Annotated in this window: 15 protein-coding genes and 1 riboswitch; of the genes, 2 read left to right on the top strand and 13 right to left on the bottom strand. The window is 51.4% G+C overall.

Features of this window, described 5'->3' with window-relative positions:
- Window positions 1-16: 16 nt before the first annotated feature.
- From htpG to KQJ23_RS04825, 7 genes are all read right to left on the bottom strand, one after another.
- Window positions 17-1,897 (bottom strand): molecular chaperone HtpG, encoded by a 1,881-nt coding sequence (gene htpG / locus KQJ23_RS04855; RefSeq protein ID WP_216477554.1) that lies wholly within the window; start codon window positions 1,895-1,897, stop codon window positions 17-19.
- Window positions 1,898-2,018: 121 nt separating this feature from the next.
- Window positions 2,019-2,720: a thiamine phosphate synthase gene (gene thiE, locus KQJ23_RS04850; RefSeq protein ID WP_216477553.1), complete on the bottom strand. Its 702-nt coding sequence runs from the start codon at window positions 2,718-2,720 to the stop codon at window positions 2,019-2,021.
- Window positions 2,720-3,562, bottom strand: a complete 843-nt coding sequence (gene thiD, locus KQJ23_RS04845) for a bifunctional hydroxymethylpyrimidine kinase/phosphomethylpyrimidine kinase (RefSeq protein ID WP_346779344.1) — start codon at window positions 3,560-3,562, stop codon at window positions 2,720-2,722. The genes thiE and thiD overlap by 1 nt, the downstream gene beginning before the upstream one ends.
- Window positions 3,559-4,425, bottom strand: coding sequence for a hydroxyethylthiazole kinase (gene thiM / locus KQJ23_RS04840; RefSeq protein WP_216477662.1), 867 nt, complete (start codon window positions 4,423-4,425; stop codon window positions 3,559-3,561). The genes thiD and thiM overlap by 4 nt, the downstream gene beginning before the upstream one ends.
- A 5-nt stretch (window positions 4,426-4,430) precedes the next feature.
- On the bottom strand, window positions 4,431-5,120 hold the full coding sequence (gene tenA, locus KQJ23_RS04835; RefSeq protein ID WP_216477551.1) for a thiaminase II: 690 nt from the start codon (window positions 5,118-5,120) through the stop codon (window positions 4,431-4,433).
- A 120-nt stretch (window positions 5,121-5,240) separates the two neighbouring features.
- Window positions 5,241-5,343: riboswitch (TPP riboswitch) on the bottom strand.
- 55 nt (window positions 5,344-5,398) lie between these two features.
- A complete protein-coding gene (locus KQJ23_RS04830; protein ID WP_346779343.1) occupies window positions 5,399-5,767 on the bottom strand; it encodes a hypothetical protein in 369 nt (122 codons plus the stop codon).
- Between the two features lie 69 nt (window positions 5,768-5,836).
- Window positions 5,837-7,108, bottom strand: coding sequence for a sensor histidine kinase (locus tag KQJ23_RS04825; protein WP_216477550.1), 1,272 nt, complete (start codon window positions 7,106-7,108; stop codon window positions 5,837-5,839).
- A gap of 163 nt (window positions 7,109-7,271) precedes the next feature.
- Between KQJ23_RS04825 and KQJ23_RS04820 the strand changes: the two genes are divergently transcribed.
- A complete protein-coding gene (locus KQJ23_RS04820) occupies window positions 7,272-8,513 on the top strand; it encodes a YobA family protein (protein WP_216477549.1) in 1,242 nt (413 codons plus the stop codon).
- 488 nt (window positions 8,514-9,001) lie between these two features.
- On the opposite strand, the gene KQJ23_RS04815 is transcribed toward KQJ23_RS04820, so the two are convergent.
- From KQJ23_RS04815 to KQJ23_RS04795, 5 genes are all read right to left on the bottom strand, one after another.
- Entirely contained in the window at window positions 9,002-12,523 is a 3,522-nt protein-coding gene (locus KQJ23_RS04815) for a S8 family serine peptidase (RefSeq protein WP_216477548.1), read from the bottom strand.
- 215 nt (window positions 12,524-12,738) lie between these two features.
- A complete protein-coding gene (locus KQJ23_RS04810; protein WP_216477547.1) occupies window positions 12,739-15,831 on the bottom strand; it encodes an AAA family ATPase in 3,093 nt (1,030 codons plus the stop codon).
- Window positions 15,788-16,990, bottom strand: coding sequence for an exonuclease SbcCD subunit D (locus KQJ23_RS04805; RefSeq protein WP_216477546.1), 1,203 nt, complete (start codon window positions 16,988-16,990; stop codon window positions 15,788-15,790). Before KQJ23_RS04805 ends, KQJ23_RS04810 begins: the two co-directional genes overlap by 44 nt.
- A gap of 51 nt (window positions 16,991-17,041) precedes the next feature.
- Window positions 17,042-18,175 carry a YecA family protein gene (locus KQJ23_RS24080; RefSeq protein WP_216477545.1) on the bottom strand — a complete coding sequence of 378 codons (1,134 nt, stop codon included), beginning with the start codon at window positions 18,173-18,175 and terminating at the stop codon, window positions 17,042-17,044.
- Between the two features lie 202 nt (window positions 18,176-18,377).
- A complete protein-coding gene (locus tag KQJ23_RS04795) occupies window positions 18,378-18,854 on the bottom strand; it encodes a V4R domain-containing protein (protein ID WP_216477544.1) in 477 nt (158 codons plus the stop codon).
- Between the two features lie 160 nt (window positions 18,855-19,014).
- Between KQJ23_RS04795 and KQJ23_RS04790 the strand changes: the two genes are divergently transcribed.
- Window positions 19,015-19,338, top strand: a complete 324-nt coding sequence (locus KQJ23_RS04790; protein WP_216477543.1) for an iron-sulfur cluster biosynthesis family protein — start codon at window positions 19,015-19,017, stop codon at window positions 19,336-19,338.
- On the opposite strand, the gene KQJ23_RS04785 is transcribed toward KQJ23_RS04790, so the two are convergent.
- On the bottom strand, window positions 19,335-21,017 hold the full coding sequence (locus KQJ23_RS04785; protein ID WP_216477542.1) for a methyl-accepting chemotaxis protein: 1,683 nt from the start codon (window positions 21,015-21,017) through the stop codon (window positions 19,335-19,337). The genes KQJ23_RS04790 and KQJ23_RS04785 overlap by 4 nt on opposite strands.
- Window positions 21,018-21,183 lie beyond the last annotated feature (166 nt).

Genomic DNA, 21,183 nt, shown 5'->3' with positions numbered 1-21,183 from the left:
CTGCCGTTTAATATTTTTACGCCATTACCTTACAGATATTGTTCGTGAACTCTACCGGATCCTCGATTGGCAGACCTTCAATCAGAAGTGCCTGATTGTAGAGCAGGCTGGTGTACAGAGCAAGTTTGTCCTTGTCCCCTGCATACGCCTCTTTCAGGGAACGGAAGACTTCATGGTTGACGTTAATCTCCAGTACCTTATCCGCCTTGACTTCCTGGCCGTTCGGCATCGCATTCAGCACCTTCTCCATCTCAATGGACAATTCGCCTTCTGCCGACAGGCAGACAGGGTGACTCTTCAGGCGCTTCGATGCCTTGACGTTCTTCACCTTGCCGCTCAGCAGGGAGTTCATGGCCTCGAACAGCTCCTGATGCTCGCTGTCGCCTTCCTTCGCATCCTGTTCATCGGATTCGGATTCGATGCCGAGATCACCGCTGGATACGGATTTAAATTCCTTCTCCTTATAGGTCATGATCATCTTGATGGCGAATTCATCGATATCATCCGTAAAGTACAAGATCTCATAGCCCTTATCCAATACCATTTCCGTCTGCGGCAGCTTTTCCAGCCGGTCTACCGATTCACCGGTTGCATAGTAAATATACTTCTGATCCTCCGGCATCCGGGATACGTACTCATCCAGCGTAACCAGCTTCTTCTCTTTCGAGGATGTGAACAACAACAAATCCTGAAGTACATCCTTGTTCATACCATAATCATTGTACACGCCGAACTTCAACTGGCGTCCGAATGAGTCATAGAACTGCTCGTACTTGTCACGCTCATCCTTGAGCAGCGTCAGCAATTGGCTCTTGATCTTGCTCTGGATGTTCTTCGCAATCAGCTTGAGTTGACGGTCATGCTGGAGCATTTCCCGCGAAATGTTCAGCGACAGATCCTCGGAATCGACCATCCCCTTGACGAAGCTGAAGTAGTCCGGGAGCAGATCGCCGCATTTATTCATAATCAGTACGCCGTTGGAATAGAGCTCCAGCCCTTTTTCATATTCCTTGGTATAGTAGTCGAACGGAGTCTTCTCCGGAATGAAGAGGATAGCGTTATAGACAACTGCTCCGTCTGCCTTGATATGGATATGAGAAACGGGCCTGTCAAAGCCGTAGCGTTTCTCCATGTAGAAGTTCTCATAGTCCTCATCCGTCAATTCGCTCTTATTCTTGCGCCAGATCGGAACCATGCTGTTCACCGTTTGCTCTTCCTGAACCTCCTCGAACTCGCCCTCTGCCCCCTCTTTAGGCCGATGCGAGGTGACCTCCATCTTGATTGGATAGCGGATGAAGTCGGAGTATTTCTTGATGATGGATCTCAGGCGGTACTCCTCCAGGTATTCATCGTACTGATCATCTTCGGTATTCTCTTTAATGGTCAAAATAATATCGGTACCGACACTTTCTTTCTCTGTCTCGGAGATCGTGTACCCGTCCGTTCCTTCCGACTCCCATTTATAGGCTTCACTGCTGCCCAACGCCCGGCTGATGACCGTAACCTTATCTGCAACCATGAAAGCAGAGTAGAAACCGACGCCGAATTGACCGATGATATTATGTCCGTCCTTCGCCTCGTTCTCATTCTTGAAGGCAAAAGAGCCGCTATTGGCGATAATGCCCAGGTTATTCTCCAGTTCTTCTTTCGTCATCCCGATCCCCGTATCGGAAATGGTGAGCGTCCGAGCCTGCTTGTCCGCCTTCAAACGAATGAAATAGTCATCCTTGTTGAACGTCAAGTTCTCGTCTGTCAATGCCTTGTAGTAGATCTTGTCAATGGCATCACTGCTGTTGGAGATCAATTCCCGGAGAAATATTTCCCGCTGCGTATAGATGGAGTTGATCATCATCTCCAGAAGTCGTTTAGATTCCGCTTTGAACTGCTTCTTGTCCATAGTACTGCCCCTTCCTTTCTTCGCCTGCAAAAATTATTAGCACTCTAAAGTTTAGAGTGCTAATTCTTATAGTTCTATATTAAATTTCCTCTATTTTTATGTCAATACAGATTCCTCATCCCTATCGATTTATTCGCTTCTTGAGTTGCTGCACGGCATGCCGCACTTGGTCGCCCGGAAGCCCTGCCACGGCCGATATCACGGCAATGCCGTCCGCCCCGGCTGATATAACCTCCCCGGCACGCTCCAACGTGATACCTCCGATGCCAACGAGAGGCAGATGAATGCCGGCCTGGCGCAGACCGGGCAAAATCTCCAAGCCGTGGACGGCATGAGCATCCGGCTTGGAGGACGTTGGATAAATCGGTCCGATCCCCAAATAGTCGGCTCCTTGCTGAACCGCACGCTCCGCTTCCTCCAGCTGATGAACCGAAACGCCCAGAATCCCCCCTCCGATCCGGGAACGTACCCATCCGGCATCCGCATCCTCCTGTCCGATGTGTATCCCGTCTGCCTGGATCCGCAGGGCAAGTTCCACATCATCGTTAATAATGAAGGGAACTCCCGCCTCCCGGCAGAGCCCCTGAAGCTGAAGCGCAAGCTTTATCCTAGCTTCTCCGGTCAGCGAGCCGTCGCCCTTCTCTCTATACTGGACCATGGTTGCCCCGCCCGCCAGCGCCTCCCGGACTACGTAAAGGGGATCCTCCTGACAGTTCGCACTCCCAACAACAAGATAGACCCTCAAACACTCTCGCATCACATCGGCAGAAATCTTCCGACCGTGAACATTGAAGCGGCTCCTCGCATCGATATGCCGGTCCATCAGCCAAGCACCGCCTGTCTGCGGCGGTATGCCCAATGATTCGTCGGACCATGACCCTGTCCAAGGCCAAGCCCGTCCTCGATAGCCGCTTGGATGAAGCGACGGGCAAGCGCGGCTGCTTCGATGCCGGGCAGACCCTTGGCTAACCCTGCCGTCAGCGCCGCCGAGAACGTACAGCCTGTGCCGTGCGTGTGCGGCGTCTGGATTCGCGGATAGCTAAGCTCCGTAAAATGCTGCCCGTCATACAGCAGATCGACTACCTGCTGCTCCCCCGGGCCGGAGTCAAGAGCCTCATGACCATGACCTCCCTTGATAATGACCAGGCCCGGACCCAGATCAGAAATTCTGACCGCCGCTTCCCGGCGATCCCGGGAACTGTGAATCGGCATACCGGCCAGCACCTCCGCTTCCGGGAGATTCGGCGTCACGACCGCTGCCAGCGGAAGCAGCACTTCCCTCAGCTCCTTCACCGCATCGCTCTGCAGCAATGCGGCTCCTCCCTTGGCGATCATGACGGGATCGACAACGATGCGCTTCATACCTTGGCTCTTGAATTCTGCAGCCACGGCATGGATGATCTCCGCATCGAACAGCATTCCCGTCTTGACGGCATCTACGCCAAGGTCCTCGGCAACGCTGCGGATCTGCTCCGCCGCCGCTTGTGCCGGCAGAGGATATACCCCGCTGACGCCTAAAGTATTCTGCACCGTCACAGCCGTTATAGCCGACATCCCATAGACGTCGAGCTCTTGAAAGGTTTTCAGGTCCGCCTGGATCCCCGCTCCGCCGCCGCTGTCCGAGCCGGCCACCGTCAGTGCTCTGGCCAGTCTCGTTCCGCTCACAGCCATCCTCCCGCTTCTACGGCCGATAATTCGGCAACCGCCGCATGACCTTTCAGGGAATGCGGGTGCAGCTTGGCCAGTTCATCCAGGAAGGCTATCTGGAAGCTGCCTGGCCCGAGAGCGGCTGTCCGCTCCGCTGCCCTGGAGGCTGCGGCGCCATAAAAGGCCAAACCTGCCGTCCCTGCCCGCATCAGGTCCGGTTCTATAGCAGCGAATGCTCCAAGCACCGAGGTCAACAAGCATCCCGTCCCCGTCACTTGGGTAAGCAAGGCATCCCCCCCACTGATTATTCGGCAAATATGACCATCCGTAATCACATCTTCTTTTCCTGTAACTGCCACCACCGAACCGAACCGCCTTGCAGCCCATCGCCCAATCTCTGCTTGATCAGCACCGTTGTTCTCTCCGGCATCCACACCCTTGATCACCAGCTTCTCGCCGAGCAATTGAGCTATCTCAGCGGCGTTGCCACGCAGGAGTGAAATGCGCACTTCTTCCAGAATACGAAGGGACGACTTCGTACGATAGCTCGTAGCCCCTGCTCCGACCGGGTCCAGCAGCACCGGCACCCCTGCAGCGTTCGCTGCCCGTCCGGCCTTGATCATCACCTCTACCTGCCCCCGACTGAGTGTTCCAATATTCAGTACAAGTGCCCCTGCCTGAACAGCCATTTCAGCCACCTCTTCAGGCGCATAGGCCATCACCGGGGAAGCGCCAATTGCATAGAGCCCGTTAGCGGTAAAATTAGTCACCACAACGTTGGTTATATTATGAACGAGCGGCTTAGCCTGTTGTAATTTTGTGATCAATCCCGCGAATTCGTTCTCTGGAATACTTGAACTGTTGCCCCTATTCCAATTCATCATCATCAACCCTTCACCAAAGTATTCGATTCTACCGGCCATGTCTCCACCCGCCAAGCCATATCCCAAAACATATATTCCAATTGGCAGCTGTGGCGGAAATACTCGCCCATACGCGCCCGTTCGCCGGCAGTAGCCTCCGCCGCCAAGCGATCCGCAAGCTCGCATAACCGCTCCGTGCTTCCTCCGGACAGCTTGCCGTAAAATTCGATCCACTCCCGGAACGGATGAGCTTCTTGCGGCGGCAATTCCGCCATGAGCCGTTGGCCGATTTCGACATACGTCCAGGGACAAGGCAACAAGGCGGCGGCAATTTCTCCGAGGCTCCCCTCATGTGCCACCGTCAGCATATGGCGGATATAATGATGCGCCGACGGAGCAAGCGGATCTCCCTGAAGCTCCTCATAGCGCACCCCGGCCTCCTTGCAAAAATTCTGATGCGGATGCACCTCACTGTGAAGAATAAACCCGATCTGCTCTTGAAACATAGCGATGTCTTCCCGCCGGGAGCATTTTGAAATCGCAATTCCATAGATTCGCATAAACGCATTCAAATATTCATAATCTTGCTTCACGTAATGGATCAGTTGCTCCCTGTCCAGTTTCCCTCCAGCTATTCCCCTCACAAAGGGGTGCTTGAAGATCGCTGCGAACAAGTCGTCATTTTCCCTGCGCAGTTGCTCGGTAAAGCTCATTTCCCCACCTCCGTCAATCATTGAATTGGAATAATCAAAATCCACGCGAAAAAGCCGCCCCGATAGCGGAGCGGCTATTGACTGATCGAAGAAGTACCGATTAAATCGGACAAATCGAAAAGTTGGCCTGCTCCACTTCCCTACGCTAGTACGAACTAGATCAGGTTCAAAGGGTCCAAGATCACTCTTGTCTCAGCCGATGCCGGCTCCCCTAGTGGAATTTCTTATTCACTTGGTTATTAATCTATCCATATTTTCCCTGAATGTCAATAAGTCGGCTACTTTTTGTCCACCTGTACCACGGTCACATTTTTCACAGCATACGTGTCTTTGATCTTCTCTTCGGAAATAATCTTAAGCTTGATCAGACTGGAAATCTTGCTATTGTCCGGCTTGGACAACATACGCCACAGCTCCAGATCGGGCAGGGTCTCGTATAATCGGTTCTCGTCATACTCTCTTCGCTGCTGGACAATCAGTTTGATCTCATAATTCTCCAGCTCCAGGCGGTTCGAGTCCTGCTCTTTACAGCTATCTAAAATCTGTTGCCGGAGCCCTGAGAGCTCCTGATCCAGCTCCTTTTGCAGCACTTTGATCTCAAAGTACCGTTCTGCAATTCCATCCAGCTTCTTGTTCTCTACGCTCACACGCCTCACGCTCCTTGCTTCAAGGATATGCGCGCTGCTCTAAAGTTAGGACGGCGAAGCGGCGGCCTCCTAGCCGGACTGGATGGCCGAAGGATTATAAAGAGGCAGGGTGATGGCAAATTCCGTCCCTTGCCGCGGCTCACTTCGAACCTTCACACTTCCCCCCAGCTCCTGAATGACCTGATAAGAGAAGGCCAAACCCAAGCCGGTACCGGTTGTCTTTGTCGAGTAAAAGACGGAGCCCAGACGCTCAGCCTGCTCCTTGCTCATCCCGATGCCATTATCCCGCACGTAGATGAAAGCTTCATTGTCAAGCGTCTCAAGGGTAAGGGACACAACCGCATTTTCCGCATCATAGCAGGCTTCGATTGCATTTTTTATCAGATTCATCAGTACCTGCTTAATCTTCTCCGGATTCCCCATCACTCTGCAGGCCCCCTCCTCATGCTGAAGCTGAAGCTCTACATTGTTCATGTTCGCATACGGACGCATGACATCCACCGTAATCTGCAGAATCGCGTTCATATTAACCTGCTCCCGCCGGTCGGTGGACGGCTTGGTAATTGCCAGATACTCAGAAAGGATATATTCTGCCCGCTCCATTTCACTAACGCAAATCTCAATGTATCTGTGCACCTTCTCCTGATTCCCCGAGGACTCGCTAATTAGCTTCAAAAATCCTTTTACAGCAGTCAGAGGATTCCTTACCTCATGGACAAGTGAAGCCGCAACCTGCCCGATCGTCTCCAGCTTTTCCTTTTGCGCGTACACGATCGACAGGTTCTTATCAATCACCGCCCGCTGAAAGAGAGAGAGCAGCAGCCATATTCCTATAAAGTTCAGAAGGGGCACATAGAGTAAATAAAATAAAAGGCTTTCCCGTATAGTGTCCGGATTGTACAGATAGAGCAGTGTCGTAGGAATCAGCGAGATAAGCAGTGCCGAGAACGTGAAAAACAATGGTCTCCGCTTCACTCTGCGATAGAGCTGACTGAGCAGAACAGAGACCGGGAACGATACCAGAATGGTCCACATAGCGATCTCTGTTCCGGGACCTCCCAGGTACAGACGATAGACAATGAACCCGGCAAGCAGCACAAAGCCCGTTCGAAGTCCTCCGAATATCAGACCGAAGAACAACAGGATGTACCGGGCATCATAAATGAAGCCGTTTGCAGCCTCCCGGTTGAAGGTCATGGATAAAAAAAGACTGATCCCGGTGGTCAGCAGGATGAACGGTGAGGAATAATTATGCGCCTTGTTACGGTAGTACACGTTGTAGCATAAGAACGGCAACAGGGTAAGAAACAATTGTAGAATCATCTCTTTTAATCCGGGCATGTTCATTCACCTTCTTCACCAAACAGAATATAAGACTTCTCACGATTCCACAATAATTAGTTCTTCTGTTTTTTCAGCTGCAACCTTTTTACCCGTTTTTCGTCTGGAAAGTACAGGCATGATCCCAAAAACAACTGGATTTTATAACTGGAGGAACGAAGAGATGAAAAAAATGAATAAGACTATTGCAGCTGTATCTGTGCTCGCCATGACTGCCCTTCCGATAGCCGTATTTGCACAGAGCGAATCTGCTAGCCCGATTCAACCTATCTCCGCACAGGTGCAACCGGAGACTAAAGTTGTCCCTGCTACCATGGGATTGATCACCGGATTTCAGAATGACCAATCAGGCAAATTCATTACAGTGACCGGCCGAGGCCTTGCTGCAACTGACCAGAGCGAGATCATTCTTTCCATTACCAAAGATACCAAGATTATTGACGCCAAAGGAAAAACGGTACCGTTGAAGACGGTGATTGACGAGAAGCTGGTTGTCAAAGCCTTTTATGGCCCTAATATCACCAAGAGCCTGCCAGCTCGCGGCACCTTGTTAACCCTGGTTGTTCAAGATTATACGTTCACGGCTATTGACGGTACAGTAGATTCTCTGTCTGAGGCTGGTTTTCTCGTCAAGGGCGCAGATATTTACAGCGGAAATGATCAAGAGATCATTCTGAGGGCAGGAGACCAGACCAAGCTGCTGGATCAAAACGGAAAACCGATCACCAAGGACGAAATTCAAAGCGGGATGACGCTGAGAGCTTTCTATGGTCCGGAAGTCATGGAAAGTTTCCCCGTACAGGCCATAGCCAGCTATATCCGTGTAAATACGGAGATTGCTGAAGATAATGAAGCAGAACAAGAAGCGCCGGGTACAGACGGAATCATCACCTCCTTTAACGACGGGAAAATGACCGTGGTCGGTCACCCTCTGGAGCAAGGAGGCACCAATTACATTATTCTAAGCGTGGATGAAGCAACACAGATCGTTGATGAGGAAGGCAATGTATTGAATAAGGAGGTCTTGAAGGAAGGAGCCTACGTACAGGCTTTCTACCCTCAAGTCATGATCATGATCTATCCGGCTCAATCCCATGCCGATAAAATTATTGTGCGCAAGGGAGAAGCACCGAAGGTAGAAGGCACCATTGAAGCTTCAGATTTTGCGGGTGAAGGCAAAATCTATGTCAATGTCGGCTCCGATACGGTCAAAGAGAACGACATTGTACTGAATCTGTCCGACGATACGGTTATCATTCCTGTTATCGGCGGAGATACGGCGTTGAAGCCAGGCATGAAAATCACAGCCTTTCACTCCATGGTGATGGCACTCTCTTTGCCGGGCATCACGAATGCCGAGGTCATTCTTGTTCAGGAAGATCCCTCCTTGTCTCTTCCTGAGTAATTACAAGTGTGCAGTAAATATAAAACAGCTAACGTTTCTGCGTACTGGGGGTAACGTATGAAGGTTGCTTTCGATCGCTGTTGTTCGCGGATTTCTTTGATTGAACTAAGCCATCATAAGGTAGAAATCCACTCACAAAGGCGAACGCTCCGCTTCTGCAGCAACCTTCACACTTATACCCTTATTACGCAGGCTCTTTAGTCCGGCTTTATAGCTGCCGAATGCATGATAGTAGCTCTCACACGGCCCCTTCATGCAGTGGCAAAGCACTTGAATCGCTCAATATACATACAGGCTCGTTCTTCCGGCATATGAAACGCCGGATGACACTGAGACAGTATAAACTCTCTGTAAGAAAGCTACTTCGGAAGAGTGGACCGGAGCGTCCGCCTGCCAAGAAATTCGTTGCATGCCATTCTCTTAACACAAAAAGGGCTTCCCGCCAGATCATATCATCATTTGGGAAGCCCTTTTTCTTTTATCATACTTTAGTGAACATAAATGACTGCTATTGGCGAAACCTGAACAGGAATCTCATGGCCTGCCCGGTCTCTTAGAATCACCTTGGACAATTCAATCACATAATAACCTGGTTGGCTTGCTTTGAACGTCAAGCTGCCGAGCGAGCCGGAACCTGCATATCCGTCCGTTCCTTCCAGACTAATAAAGTATTCATAACGGGCTACCGCGCCGCCTCCATCAAGCGGAGTACCGACTAAGGTCAGCGGCATATCCGGCCGATGCAGTGCCTGGTGCGCTTCGAGCTCCGGACCAGCCTGGATTCCGGCCAGCGTTAGGCTTGTACTGTATTGAAGCTCTACGCTGGCAGAATATACGGCTTCAGGAACCGTGAAGAACAGATCCAGATTGAACGGCTGATGTTTGCCGACAGCTCCGGGAGTGGCTGGAACGACTTGTCCCCCGTAGTTGTATTCAATGACTTGAACCGGCTCAATCGCACCATTGCCTGCCAAATCATACACATACACCTCATATTCATTGCGGCCGGGTTGTATCGGCACCTGAATTGTGAAACGGCCGCCTGCATCAATAATGCCGTCTGACTGGATCCACTCCCCGTTCGCATCCTGATACAAAGCGGCCACACCGATGACATCCCCGTACGCAAGACCTCTTTGCAGCACGAATAAATCAATAAGCAGATCACTCGTTACCTGACCGCGAATCGTACCCTCCGGCAATCCGCCGGTGTACTCCAGTTCTCCGATCACTTCCGCAACGGGTGCCCCCGTGTCGATTACCAATGGAGCTGCCTGACTCAATAGAGGCTCTGCCTCCTGAACCGACGTGCCCGCATACGGAACGACAAAATACAGTTCATCCGGGATTGGAGGCGACCAGCCCCTTAATATATAGCTGTTTGGCGAGAGTCCCTCGTCTGCTTCCACAATCGTGCCCAGCCATTGTCCTGCCGCCGAGAATAAATCAAGCGAGAAATAAGCCGTATATTCATGAATGGTGAAGGTAATGTCCGTAGCATCCTGTACTCCATCCCCATTCGGCGAAATAATCTCCGGCGTTAACGCCAGACCGGATACCACAACCACTTCGGGAGCCTCCCCGACATAGATCGAAATAGGCATCCGAATGATGTGGCTGCTTACCGTATTTGATAGAATGAGTTCACCTTCCGCATATGTTTCTGTAGTGCTGGCAGGAACAGTAACCGTAACGTCAATAGACTGCTCTCCCCCTGCTGGAACAGATACACCATTGGAAGAAACCGAAAGATTGATTTGCGACTCGCTGTACCAAAGGGACTGAATGCTGTAATTCGACGCCACCCCTTCAATATCCTTGATCACCACGCTCTTGGAGGAGGTGCCTCCCAAGCCAACATAACCATAAGACAAGCTGCCGGAGTAATGCGTGGTTGTCAAATGATGCTCAACCGACTCTGTTGCCTCTTCTGTCATAGCGATGGCAGGGGCATCCAACACCTGATCCAGTGCGATTCTTCCTGCACCCTGATCCATGTGCGTGTATCGAGCGCCGGTGCGATCCGTAAGCTTGACTGTATTGTTCATCAGCAGTGCCTTAAGCTCAGATGGAGCAAGGCTCGGGTACTTCTGCTTCAGGAGTGCGGCGGCACCAGCTACATGCGGAGCAGCCATGCTTGTTCCATTTTGCGCTTCATACCAGCCCTCATACTCCGGCACACTGGATAAAATAGATACACCCGGAGCCGAAATATCCGGCTTAAGATCGAATGACGGCTTTGACGGACCTCGCGCACTAAAGCTTGCTATCGTATCCTGCTCCAGGGTCCGGCTGAAATTAACCTTAACTATACCTGATGCCAAAGCCGAAGCCAGTTGGTCACCATAGACGCCTGACAAGGCATAGATTGGAATCGTCACATCCGTATTGCCCAACGTTCCGCTCTCCAGCGCTTCCGGCGAATTATTGTAAATAATCGCTGCCGCTGCTCCGGACTGAATTGCATATAAGGCCTTGTCAGCAAAGGAGAATTCGCCCCGTTTGATCAACGCGATTTTACCTGCCATATCCTTGCCTGCATAATCTGATTCATAGCCAAGCCCAACATCCGCTAATTCATACGTATCAGTCAATGCCTCAATTCCAAAGGACTTATCGAACGTTTCCATAAAGAAGCTGCCGACCGGAGCTTCCTCCGCCGTTACAGCCTGCACAATCGGTGTCAACAGCGGCGGCTTTGATGCTCCTACGGTAATCGCCATTTCCGCACTTCCCGGATCAGCGACAGTTGCTTCATCCGGCCCGGAATTGCCTGCAGCGACCACTGCAATAACGCCGGTCTTCACTGCATTATTAACCGCTACCGAATCGGCGGACCGCTCATTATTCGATTGTGAACCGAGCGAAAGATTAATTATATCCATCCCGTCATCAACAGCCCGTTCAATCCCGGCAATCACGTCTTCGGTAGAGCCATTGCCGTAAGGACCAAGCACTTTATAGGCATATAGCTCCGCTTCCGGGGCTACGCCCGTAACCGCTCCTTCTCCCGGGATACCGGCTCCTTGACCCGCAACGATCCCGGACACATGTGTTCCATGGGAGGTGTAGTAAGGCTTTCCGTTCTCATTGACTTCTGGAATCGACGGATCCGCAGCCTTCGCTTGTTCAAAGTCCTGCTTCGTAGTCTCATAAGGCTCATTATCCTCATTCACGAAATCATAGCCCCAATATCCGGAAGGATCTACTACCGCGTCCATCAGATCAGGGTGATCAAAGGCAATGCCCGTATCGATGACCCCTACCTTGATCCCCTCTCCGCGAATATTCTCCGCCCACAATAACTCGCTTCCGATAAAGCTTGTACTGCTTGGCGGTTGAAGAACAGCTTCTGCAGTCTCTCCAACTTCGGTTGCAAATACTGTGCTATTAGGATAAATTGCCTTCACGCCAGGCATTTGCAGCAGTTCATCGACACGGTCTGCCGGCAAATTCACAACTACCCCATTGAATACACTTGAATACTCGCGTCCAAAGTTGACCGGCAACCGGTTCAACGCTGCCTTCTTGAATGCTTGCTGCTCCAGATTGATCTTCACCTTCTGGGCTGCTCCTGCCGAGGCTCCGGAGGAGCTGCGCTGCTGGATTTGAGCTTGTCCGGCCTCAACCACCTTGGCAGGATCCTCCTGAAGCTCTACGATGACAGAGGTCTCTTCAGCAAGGTCTGAAGGCGCGACGTAATTCTGCGGCCCTTGCCGGGAGTTGCCTGGCTCCTCGCCTGCTTCCAAAGGTTCAAGGGCAAGCGCTCCGCCTAAATCGGCAGAACGGCGGAAGGTTTTCGCCTCCGTCCGCTCCCTCTTGCCAATTTCGGTCCCGGTTTGCTCAAAAGGAAGCACAGCTTCCGAAGCGGTTTCCCATTGAAGCCTGGACTCGATCTTCCTCCCGTCATGATCCGAATAGACGTTTCCTTCTTCGGCCCTGACGCCTGGCATCAGAAGTGTAAATGCCAGCATAAAGCTCATCAAACCTGCGATTGCTCTCCTCTTCATCATCTCATCTCCTCTTGTCTTTAATTGGTGATGTCAAACAAGATGTCGATGATTAATCATTCGCTATAATCCATAAATTTCCTTTTAATTTTTATGATTATTTTGAAATATTTTATTTTTGTTACATAATATTACATTCGACGATAAAAAAGCTCGTCCTATCCTTTGTTTCTTGGACAGGAAGAGCTTAAAAAGCCTATTGTTTCAGCCTTGGGCTATCTGATGATAAATTGGGTATAGCTGTGTCCATCCTTGGTCTTCTTGACCTCAAGAATGGCAGGAATGGCCTGCTTCAACTCCTGCACATGAGAGATGACGCCAATCATTCGGCCCGTCTGTTGCAGATCAATCAGGGTATCAACGGCTTTGTTCAAAGACTCTTCATCCAGTGAGCCGAAGCCCTCATCAATGAACATGGTTTCAAGCGATATCCCGCCCTCATAGGCCTGGATCACGTCAGCCATGCCCAGCGCAAGACAGAGGGAAGCATTGAATTTTTCTCCCCCGGATAACGTCTTCACATCCCGAAGCTGGCCGGTATAGTTATCATAGACATCGAAACCCAACCCGCTTTGCTTGCCCCGTTTCTCCATCCGGTCACTACGGATGAGGTAGTATTGTCCCCCTGAAACCCGCTGAAGACGTTGATTGGCCTGATGAATAATCTGCTCCAGAAACTCCACCTGAAGATAACGTTCAAAGGACAGCTTCTTGCTGTTATCACCGCGAATCACGTCATGCAATCCACGGACCAATTGATATTCTTGTTCAGCCTCCTGCCACTTGGCTTCAGCCGCTTGAATCTGTTCTCCGCTCTCTAGGCATTTTCTAAGCTTCTCTCCGGCATCCATCGAGCTTGCCCGGGTAGATTCAATCCGCTGCTCCAGCTCCTGCATCTGCTCCTCCAATTGAGAGAGCATCAAGCGCTCTTTACCGGCCAGCTCTACCGATAATTCCTCCAGCCGTTTGCGGTTCATGGCAACCTCCGACTTATACTCCTCAAGCTGCCGTTGCAGTTCCAAAAGCGTCGATTCCGGAAGCTTGGCTTCCTTATAGCGTTCTTCGGATGTAAAGCCTGCCCGCTCCAAGGCTTCATGATAGCTGAGCTGCGACCTTTTGCAGGCCGTCTCCGTATCGATCTTCAACCGCTCCGCATGCTTACAGGTCTCCGTTGCCTGCAACGAGCGGTCCTGAGCTTCGCGGAAGCGTCTTTGCGCTTCCTGCCAGAAAGCCTCCAGCTGCTGCTTACGCTGATCGGCTTGCAGGATGCCTTGCTTCAGCTGCTCCAGGCTTCTTAAGTCCTCCGGCACCTCAGCCAGAAGCTGTTCCAGCAAAGCCGACTCGCGGGCAAAGGTTGTCCGCAGTTCTCCCCACTGCTGCTGCAACTGCTCGCGCGCGGTGCGGGTATCCTCCTGACTGCGTTCAAGCGCAGCCAGCTGCTGCTTCCTTGCCGACATGCCGGCAAGCTCTTCCTTCAGCTGTTTTTCTTCTTCCGCCAGTTGTTTCCCTTGTTGAACAAGGCGCTCAAAGAGATGCTCCAATTGATCCAGGGAGATTCCCTGCTCGCGGGCAAGCGTCTCCTTCTCCTCCAGTTGCTTCTGCAAGGCTTTGCGGCCTGCCTCTGCCTCCAGATAGTTCCGCTCCGCATCTGAACGTGTCTGGCGCAACCGCTCCAGCTCTTCTCGATCCGGAATGTCTTGCTGCGTCCCCGCCTTCTGAGGATGCTCCATGCTTCCGCAGACCGGACAGGCCTCTCCCTGATGAAGGTGGCGCGCCAACAGCCCGGCCTGTCCTCCGATCCAGCGCTCTTCCAGCTTCCTGTATGCCTGATCTCCTTGCTCGAATGCTGCATGAAGCTTGCCTTGAAGCTCAAGCTGGAGCTTCAGCGAAGCGTCCAGCTTCGTCAGTTCCTGGATCAGCTTGGCTTGCTCCCTTAGCAGCCGGAGCCTATCGGTTACAGCAGGCAGCTCCGCCGTCCGCGCTTCGCTGACTCCGATCTCTTCACTGAGCTTCTGACGATCCCGGGTTAGCTCCTCCAGAATTCTTTGCTGCTCCTCCAGACTCCGGGTTCCTTGCTTCACCCCGGCATCCAGTTCACGAACAACCTGCTCCTTCTTTCGAAGCTCTTCAACTTTCGGCAAATAGCCTTGCAGACGCTCAAGCTCACGTGCTTGATCCTCCCGGACCTGGGCGAGCTGCTCCTCTGCTTTGAATGCAGTCTCTGCTTCATCTAACTGCTGCCGTGTCTGATGAAGCGCGGCTTCTGCTTCTTCCAGCAGCTTTGTTCTGCGGACAAGCTCGTCGACTGCCTCCTGATAATGCTGCTCATGCACCTGAAGCTGCACGGCTTGAGTTGCCAGCTTCAACCGCTGTTCAAGCTCCCGCATGGCCGGCTCCTCAGCCCCCAACTGATGGAGCTTACCCGAAAGCTGGTCCAGCAGATCAAACTGTGCATTCAGCGCCTTTGCCTGATGATAATGTTCAGCTAACTGCCTGTGCTGGGCCGTCTCCTGCTCCAGCTTGCCTTTTAGCTGCTTCGCAAGCTCTTCGTAATATAAGACCTCTTCACTCAGAGCCTCAAGAACCTGATGCGCATTACAGAATTCCTGCTGAAATATATGCTCAAGCAATGAACCTTCTCTTACCGGAATCATCTTTTTAATATGATCGATATAGCCGTCCCGGGTCTGCTGCAGCGCCAACCCGATCTGCTGCATTTCCTTCCGCTTTTCATTCAACCGATCCGCGACATGCTTGTAGATTCCGGTCCGGAAAATCCGCCGCAGAATCTCTTCCTTATCCTCGGTCTCCGAGGTCAGCAGCTTGCGGAATTCGCCTTGCGGCAGCATGACGATCTGGCTGAATTGCTCCCGGGTCAGACCGATCAGTTCCCTGATCTTGTCGTCAACCTGAGTGACAATGAAGCGGTCGGTCAGCGGAACAGGCTCTCCGCCGGAAAGCTGATACAGCTCGTAACGATCTCCTGTAGCCCCTTTGTTTCCTTCTTTCACATGGGCGAGCTGCCGGAATACCCGGTACACTTGCCCCTTCAACTCAAATTCCAGCTCAACCGAGGTGTGCACCTGATCCTCTGCAAAATGGCTGCGCAACATCCGGCTGTCATTGCGGTCTTCTCCACTGGCACTTCCATAGAGCGCGAAACAGATCGCATCGAAGATCGAGGTTTTACCGGCTCCCGTATTTCCGGATACCACGAACAGACGGTTTTCCGCCAATTCGCCAAAATCGATAATCTCGGTATCCTTATACGGCCCGAACGCCGTCATCGTCAGCTTGATGGGCTTCATGGCGCTCCCCCTCCTCCAGTGCAATTTCCCGCAATGTCTCTATCAGTAGCCTCTCCGTATCAGAGGATGGAGGGCTTCCCGTCACATCCTCATAGAAGGCTTTAAAGAGCGATAAGCCGTCCATCTTGGCTCTTCCGGTGGTCGAGCCGGTCTCCCGGATGCCAGCCAATTGCTCCATTGCCGACTTCCGCTCAACATGCATGGCATTCGGGTAGACAGCGCGGATTCGTTCCATCGGGGATGTGACCGCCGCTTGATCCAGCAGCCGAACGAAGACATAATCCTCGTTGATCGGATGGCGCTCCAGGTCCGCGATGAAGCCCTCTACCGCCCGCATATCGCGACGCGGCAGCAGCTCTCTTTTCTCAACAGATACCTTCCCCTCCGCATCCAGCTCCACCATTAAATACCCTTTCTTGTGATGCTCCTCCGAAATGGAATACTTGAGCGGCGACCCTGCATATTGCACGTGCTCCTGTCCAACGAAATGAGCCTGATGAAGGTGACCCAGTGCTGTGTAATGGAATCCGTCAAAGTGCGCCGCACTGACATGCTCCGCTCCGCCGATCGTGAGAGGCCGCTCCGAATCACTTGTATTCGGTTCTGCTTCTCCGTGAGGGGTCACGAAGGCATGTCCCACAAGCACATGTCTTGCCGCCGGGTCCATCTCCTCCCGAATTCGGTCCGTAATCGCCCGCATCGCATCGTGATGGGAGCGTACCGATTCATCGCCAGTCATAAACCGGACAATCCCAGGCTCCGTATACGGCACCAGATGAAAATCCACCGGGCCGAATTCGTCCTGAAGCCGCGCCGTCTGAACCGGAAGCGTAAGCTCCCCGGCCATATACAGCCCGGAAGCACGCATAATCCGGTTACCGAAATTCAGACGTGCCGGGCTGTCATGGTTGCCTGCAATCGCCAGAACGGGAACCTGAAGGCGCAACACAATCCGCTCCAGTAATTCATCCAGCAGCTGCACCGCCTCTGTGGGAGGAACTGCACGGTCATACAAATCCCCGGCGATGATGACGGCATCCGGACGCTCCGCCTCGATCACGCTCAGCAATTGCTCCAGCACAAACCGTTGATCCTCGGTCATATAGACACCCTGTACCAGCTTGCCGAGGTGCCAATCTGCGGTGTGAAGTATTTTCATAATTCAAACCTCCATCTCGCCAATTTCTTCATCTTCGCTCCTCTTGCATGTCTATCCTTTGCCGCAGCATTTCTTATACTTCAGGCCGCTGCCGCAGGGGCAAGGATCATTGCGGCCTGGCTTGGCGCTTGTCGCCCTTGCGGCCGGATGCTCCAGCTCCTTGCGCGTGTGTCCGCCTAGACGCCAGAGGCGTGTCGTCTTCTGAATATCCTTAAGCAAGCCCAGAACTTCCTCACCCTGCCGCTGATGCTTGAACATGATGTCTCTTCGCTCAAACTCCTGCAGCAGCGCTTCAAGCGGCTCTTCCATCGTACAGAGCATTTGAATATCATCCGTCAAATCCTCTGCGGTGACCTCGTCACATGCCATCCGGTCCTGAACATAAACCTGAAGCGCCTCAAGCTGCGGCGTAACTTCGAAATATCCCCCGTCCGCATAGTTCATCAGCATTTCCTGCCCGGGAATGTAATACGGTTTTCCTTTTGTCTGAGAGATCAACTGCTCTAATGTTCCTGCTTCTGCATGGTGCACAAGGCTGGAATCAACGATGAAGCCGCGCTCTCTGACAAATTCCTGCTCTCTTCGCAACAAGAAGGAGACGGCCTCCTCCATCTGCTGGAGGTTTACCTGTTCTAATGGATGATGCTGATTGAACATCTTCGTCAGGCTCTCCACAGTAAAGATGCCGTAGAAATGTGTCATTGCCGTGAGATACTTGAAAATCAGCGACATTCTACTCCGATTCATTTGGAACACTTCGTCATTCAGACGTGTATAAGTGGCCTTGACCTCCTCCGGCATAACCATAACAACCTGAGCATCATGGAAAAAAGTAAACACGAAGCCGTGCTCCAGCAAAAAACGGTAATAACCATAAGGGACCCGCTGTATGGATAATTCTTCCACGCGATAGGCATCCTCAAATACAGCCCATTCTTGTTCATCCAGAATCAGCAAGCTGTTAGCCAATTGCTCCGGATCCTTAATTGCTTCTTCTATTGCCGTAAGCTGTTCTTCCTTGGACATCCGGGTTCTGCCCGAGACTTCATGCGCCTTCGCAAGTGCAGACAGCCTGCCCCGGCTCCATAGCTCCAGACATCCCCGCAGGGTATGCTGGGGGACGCCAATAATGGCCTGCTGTATATTCAATTGCTCTATCGATTCTTCGATTTCATGATTTAACACCGGCTTACCTCCATTGCATAGACTGACTCCAATCTCATTATTCTACCACGAATCCCTCTTCCCTCCATAAGAGGCAGTTCAAAAAGGTCATCTTTGGATCAAGTACTATAAAAAAAGCAGCCCCCTGTGTGCAAGTTAGCCACAGTTGACTGCCATTCCCAATTAATAGTGTCTCTTCAAAAGGTACCTTTTGAACACCCTCTTATAGCCGGACTTCATATTCGCAGCATTCGTCCCCATTTACATTACACTTGATTTCCTTAACATGTACCGTTTTATTGAAAATCCGGCTCAAGGCCCCCTCCATAATGGCACCCTCCAGATCGCAGACAAGGCTCTCTTCAAGCTCAGGAAGGCCTTTACAAAAGCAATCCTCTACAGCAATATGAAGCTTCCGCTCTTCTTGCAGCACGATGCGCGGGTCGCCGATTTGAAGCTCGCGGAAATACTCCAGCAGCTCTTCCACAGATTGCACGGGCAGGCTGTCACCGATCTTTCTGCCGATGGCAGCAGTCGTGCTTCTTCCCTTCAACGGCAGGGCCTGATACATGCCGATCAGACGGATTGCCCGGTACAATTCAAGCGGCACCGAATTCGGCAGTTGCTTGCGGCCTGTCTTCTTCATATCCTCATATGTAAATCCTTGAATGGAATCCCCAGTCTCACGTAAAATACTCATAGCTCTTTTCTCCTTTTCGGATGGATTTAGTTCCATTGTAAGGGAGCCTTTTAAGGAGTACGTGACTGGAATCACAAAAGAAACCGGGCAATCATGTTATTTTAAATTAAATTTGAAATATCGTCGAAATTGACCTTCAAGAAGGGAGAATTACATGGTTATGAAGATTTCTTTGCATTTTGATTCCAATTCCGAGGCTCGGCTGCGCGAGCTTCAGGTTCAGACGCCGGCCGTGTTCAAGCTGTTATATGACACCGAGGACTGCGGCTGCAACGGAGTTCCCGCTATACAGATTATCCGGCAGCCGCTAGATACCGATTTGCCCATTGATGCGGCACCATTCACATTCGTGGTCGATCAGCAGCAAGCCTCCCTGTTTGATGCACAGATGCAGCTTGAAGCGAACCTTCCGCTTCCCACCTTTAAGCTTAGCAGCCCATCCGGCTTGTTCAGCAGCAATGTCCGGCTACAGGATCTGCGTTAAAACTTGAACTGCCCCGTTAACTTTTCCATCTCCCGGACGACCTCATTCAGATCATCGGTCGAATGGGAGATCTGCTCCATCGTTGCCAGCTCCTGTTCAATAGAAGCTGAGATTTCCTCTGTCGATGCCGTAGATTCCTGCGTAATCGTTGCAATGCTCTGTATCGCCAGAACCGTACCGTCCTTATCCTGATTCAGCTGATTAATTCCCCGGACCAATACATCAATTCCTTGAATAACCTCGGCTACCGAATGCTTAATCTCGCCAAAGGCTTGTCCTGTATCTGCAGAAGCCTCCGTGGTTCTACGGGTAAGGCGAGTACCCTGGTGCATGTGATTCTGCGTCTTCACGATGGCTCCGTTCACCTGCTGTACAATACCTTCGATATTCTGAACAGAGCTTGCCGTCTGCTCAGCCAGCTTCCGAATCTGATCTGCTACTACGGCAAAGCCGCGTCCCTGCTCACCAGCCCTGGCGCTCTCGATCATCGCATTCAGGGCCAGCAGATTCGTCTGCTCCGATACGGCTCTGATCACAGCGGTAATCTCTGTAATCAATTCCGACTTGGATGCCAGATCATCAATTTCCTTTCCGATTTCCAGAGTCAGAGCTGCATTGTTATCAACAGCCTGCTGAAGCTCGCGAACACTGTTCATGCCGGAAAGACTCGCTTCGTCGACTTGCTCAATTCGATCCTTCATCTCATTGGCTCGATCCGTTAGCCGAATAATCTCATCGGCCAATGTCTGTAACCGATTCAAGCCTTCCTGAGAGTAATTCACGAGTTCTCCCGCCCCGGCAGCCAGCTCATCCGTAGCTCTCGAGATTTCTTCAGTCGAGCTGGTAGTCTCACTAATAACAGAACTCAGCATGTGCGAGTTGTCTGCAATTTGCTTGGAGCTGCGCTGGATATTCGTCACCAGGACCCCCAACGTTTGTCTCATATTTGCCAGATCCCTGGACATCACTCCGATTTCATCCTTTTGTTTTAATTGCAGCTCAGAGGTGAAATCGCCCTCCGCGTATTTCTTTAATTGCTGCGACATACGGGTAAGGGGCTGGATGATTTTCTTAGCGGCAATGATCCCGATCAATACGGCAACAATCATGATGATCAAGGAAATCGTAAGTGTCCAGACGAACGATTGCCGGATTTGATCATACATATTTTCCAGAGAGATGCCGACATTCAGCACACCCGACAGCTCCTGATTATATGCGAAATCTGTTGAAATGTTATATACCTTCTCACCCGAGGGCATTTGCAAAATCGTCCCGATCGCTTCCTTATTCTCCACTACCTTCGCAACACTGCTGTGAGCGGTTGTTGAAGCAGCCGAGGTTGCATCTCCTTTGACTCCCGATTGGTCTTGGTCTAGCTGGTTGTTATCCGAAACAATCAGATTGGAATTCGAATCCGACAGAGATACGTAGACGATGTTGTCTCCACTGTCCTCTTTGATCGATTTGAATATATTTTGCAGATCCTCCGGATTGAGAATCTCGTCTTGAATGACTGCGCGCTTGATATTGGCAACAAGTGTGCTACCGTCATCCTTCATCTGTCTGGTCACGGATTGTTGAATTTCAAAGGATGATATGGCGGTAAAAGAAATCGTGCATGCCGAGATCAGCACGACGATAATAAGCAATATTTTTCCGGTTAACGATTTAAACATATTTCTGAATCCTCACCCTCAGATAATTATTAAATAAATTCACTCCCAGTAGCTTCAGCTTCATTTGAATTCGCATACAGCTGAATTATCAATTGCCCCCTTTCACAGACAAGTCGAGCTCTTTTGACCTTCTTCAGTAGTTCTGTACCATTTTCAACGAAACTTC

Origin of the sequence: Paenibacillus brevis (assembly GCF_018919145.1) — a bacterium.
In the GTDB taxonomy this organism is placed as follows: domain Bacteria; phylum Bacillota; class Bacilli; order Paenibacillales; family Paenibacillaceae; genus Fontibacillus; species Fontibacillus brevis.
The sequence above is the reverse complement of the archived record's forward strand: the minus strand, read 5'-3'. Positions and strand labels throughout refer to the sequence as shown.

What these genes read in the sequence shown, in the direction of transcription:
- tenA (WP_216477551.1), bottom strand. Translation starts at nt 5,120, where the DNA reads ATGAGCTTTACCGAGCAACTGCGCAGGGAAAATGACGACTTGTTCGCA.
- htpG (WP_216477554.1), bottom strand. Translation starts at nt 1,897, where the DNA reads ATGGACAAGAAGCAGTTCAAAGCGGAATCTAAACGACTTCTGGAGATG.
- KQJ23_RS04795 (WP_216477544.1), bottom strand. Translation starts at nt 18,854, where the DNA reads ATGAGTATTTTACGTGAGACTGGGGATTCCATTCAAGGATTTACATAT.
- KQJ23_RS04820 (WP_216477549.1), top strand. Translation starts at nt 7,272, where the DNA reads ATGAAAAAAATGAATAAGACTATTGCAGCTGTATCTGTGCTCGCCATG.
- thiM (WP_216477662.1), bottom strand. Translation starts at nt 4,425, where the DNA reads ATGAATTGGAATAGGGGCAACAGTTCAAGTATTCCAGAGAACGAATTC.
- KQJ23_RS04805 (WP_216477546.1), bottom strand. Translation starts at nt 16,990, where the DNA reads ATGAAAATACTTCACACCGCAGATTGGCACCTCGGCAAGCTGGTACAG.
- thiE (WP_216477553.1), bottom strand. Translation starts at nt 2,720, where the DNA reads ATGGACCGGCATATCGATGCGAGGAGCCGCTTCAATGTTCACGGTCGG.
- KQJ23_RS04810 (WP_216477547.1), bottom strand. Translation starts at nt 15,831, where the DNA reads ATGAAGCCCATCAAGCTGACGATGACGGCGTTCGGGCCGTATAAGGAT.
- KQJ23_RS04825 (WP_216477550.1), bottom strand. Translation starts at nt 7,108, where the DNA reads ATGCCCGGATTAAAAGAGATGATTCTACAATTGTTTCTTACCCTGTTG.
- KQJ23_RS04790 (WP_216477543.1), top strand. Translation starts at nt 19,015, where the DNA reads ATGAAGATTTCTTTGCATTTTGATTCCAATTCCGAGGCTCGGCTGCGC.
- KQJ23_RS04815 (WP_216477548.1), bottom strand. Translation starts at nt 12,523, where the DNA reads ATGAAGAGGAGAGCAATCGCAGGTTTGATGAGCTTTATGCTGGCATTT.
- KQJ23_RS04785 (WP_216477542.1), bottom strand. Translation starts at nt 21,017, where the DNA reads ATGTTTAAATCGTTAACCGGAAAAATATTGCTTATTATCGTCGTGCTG.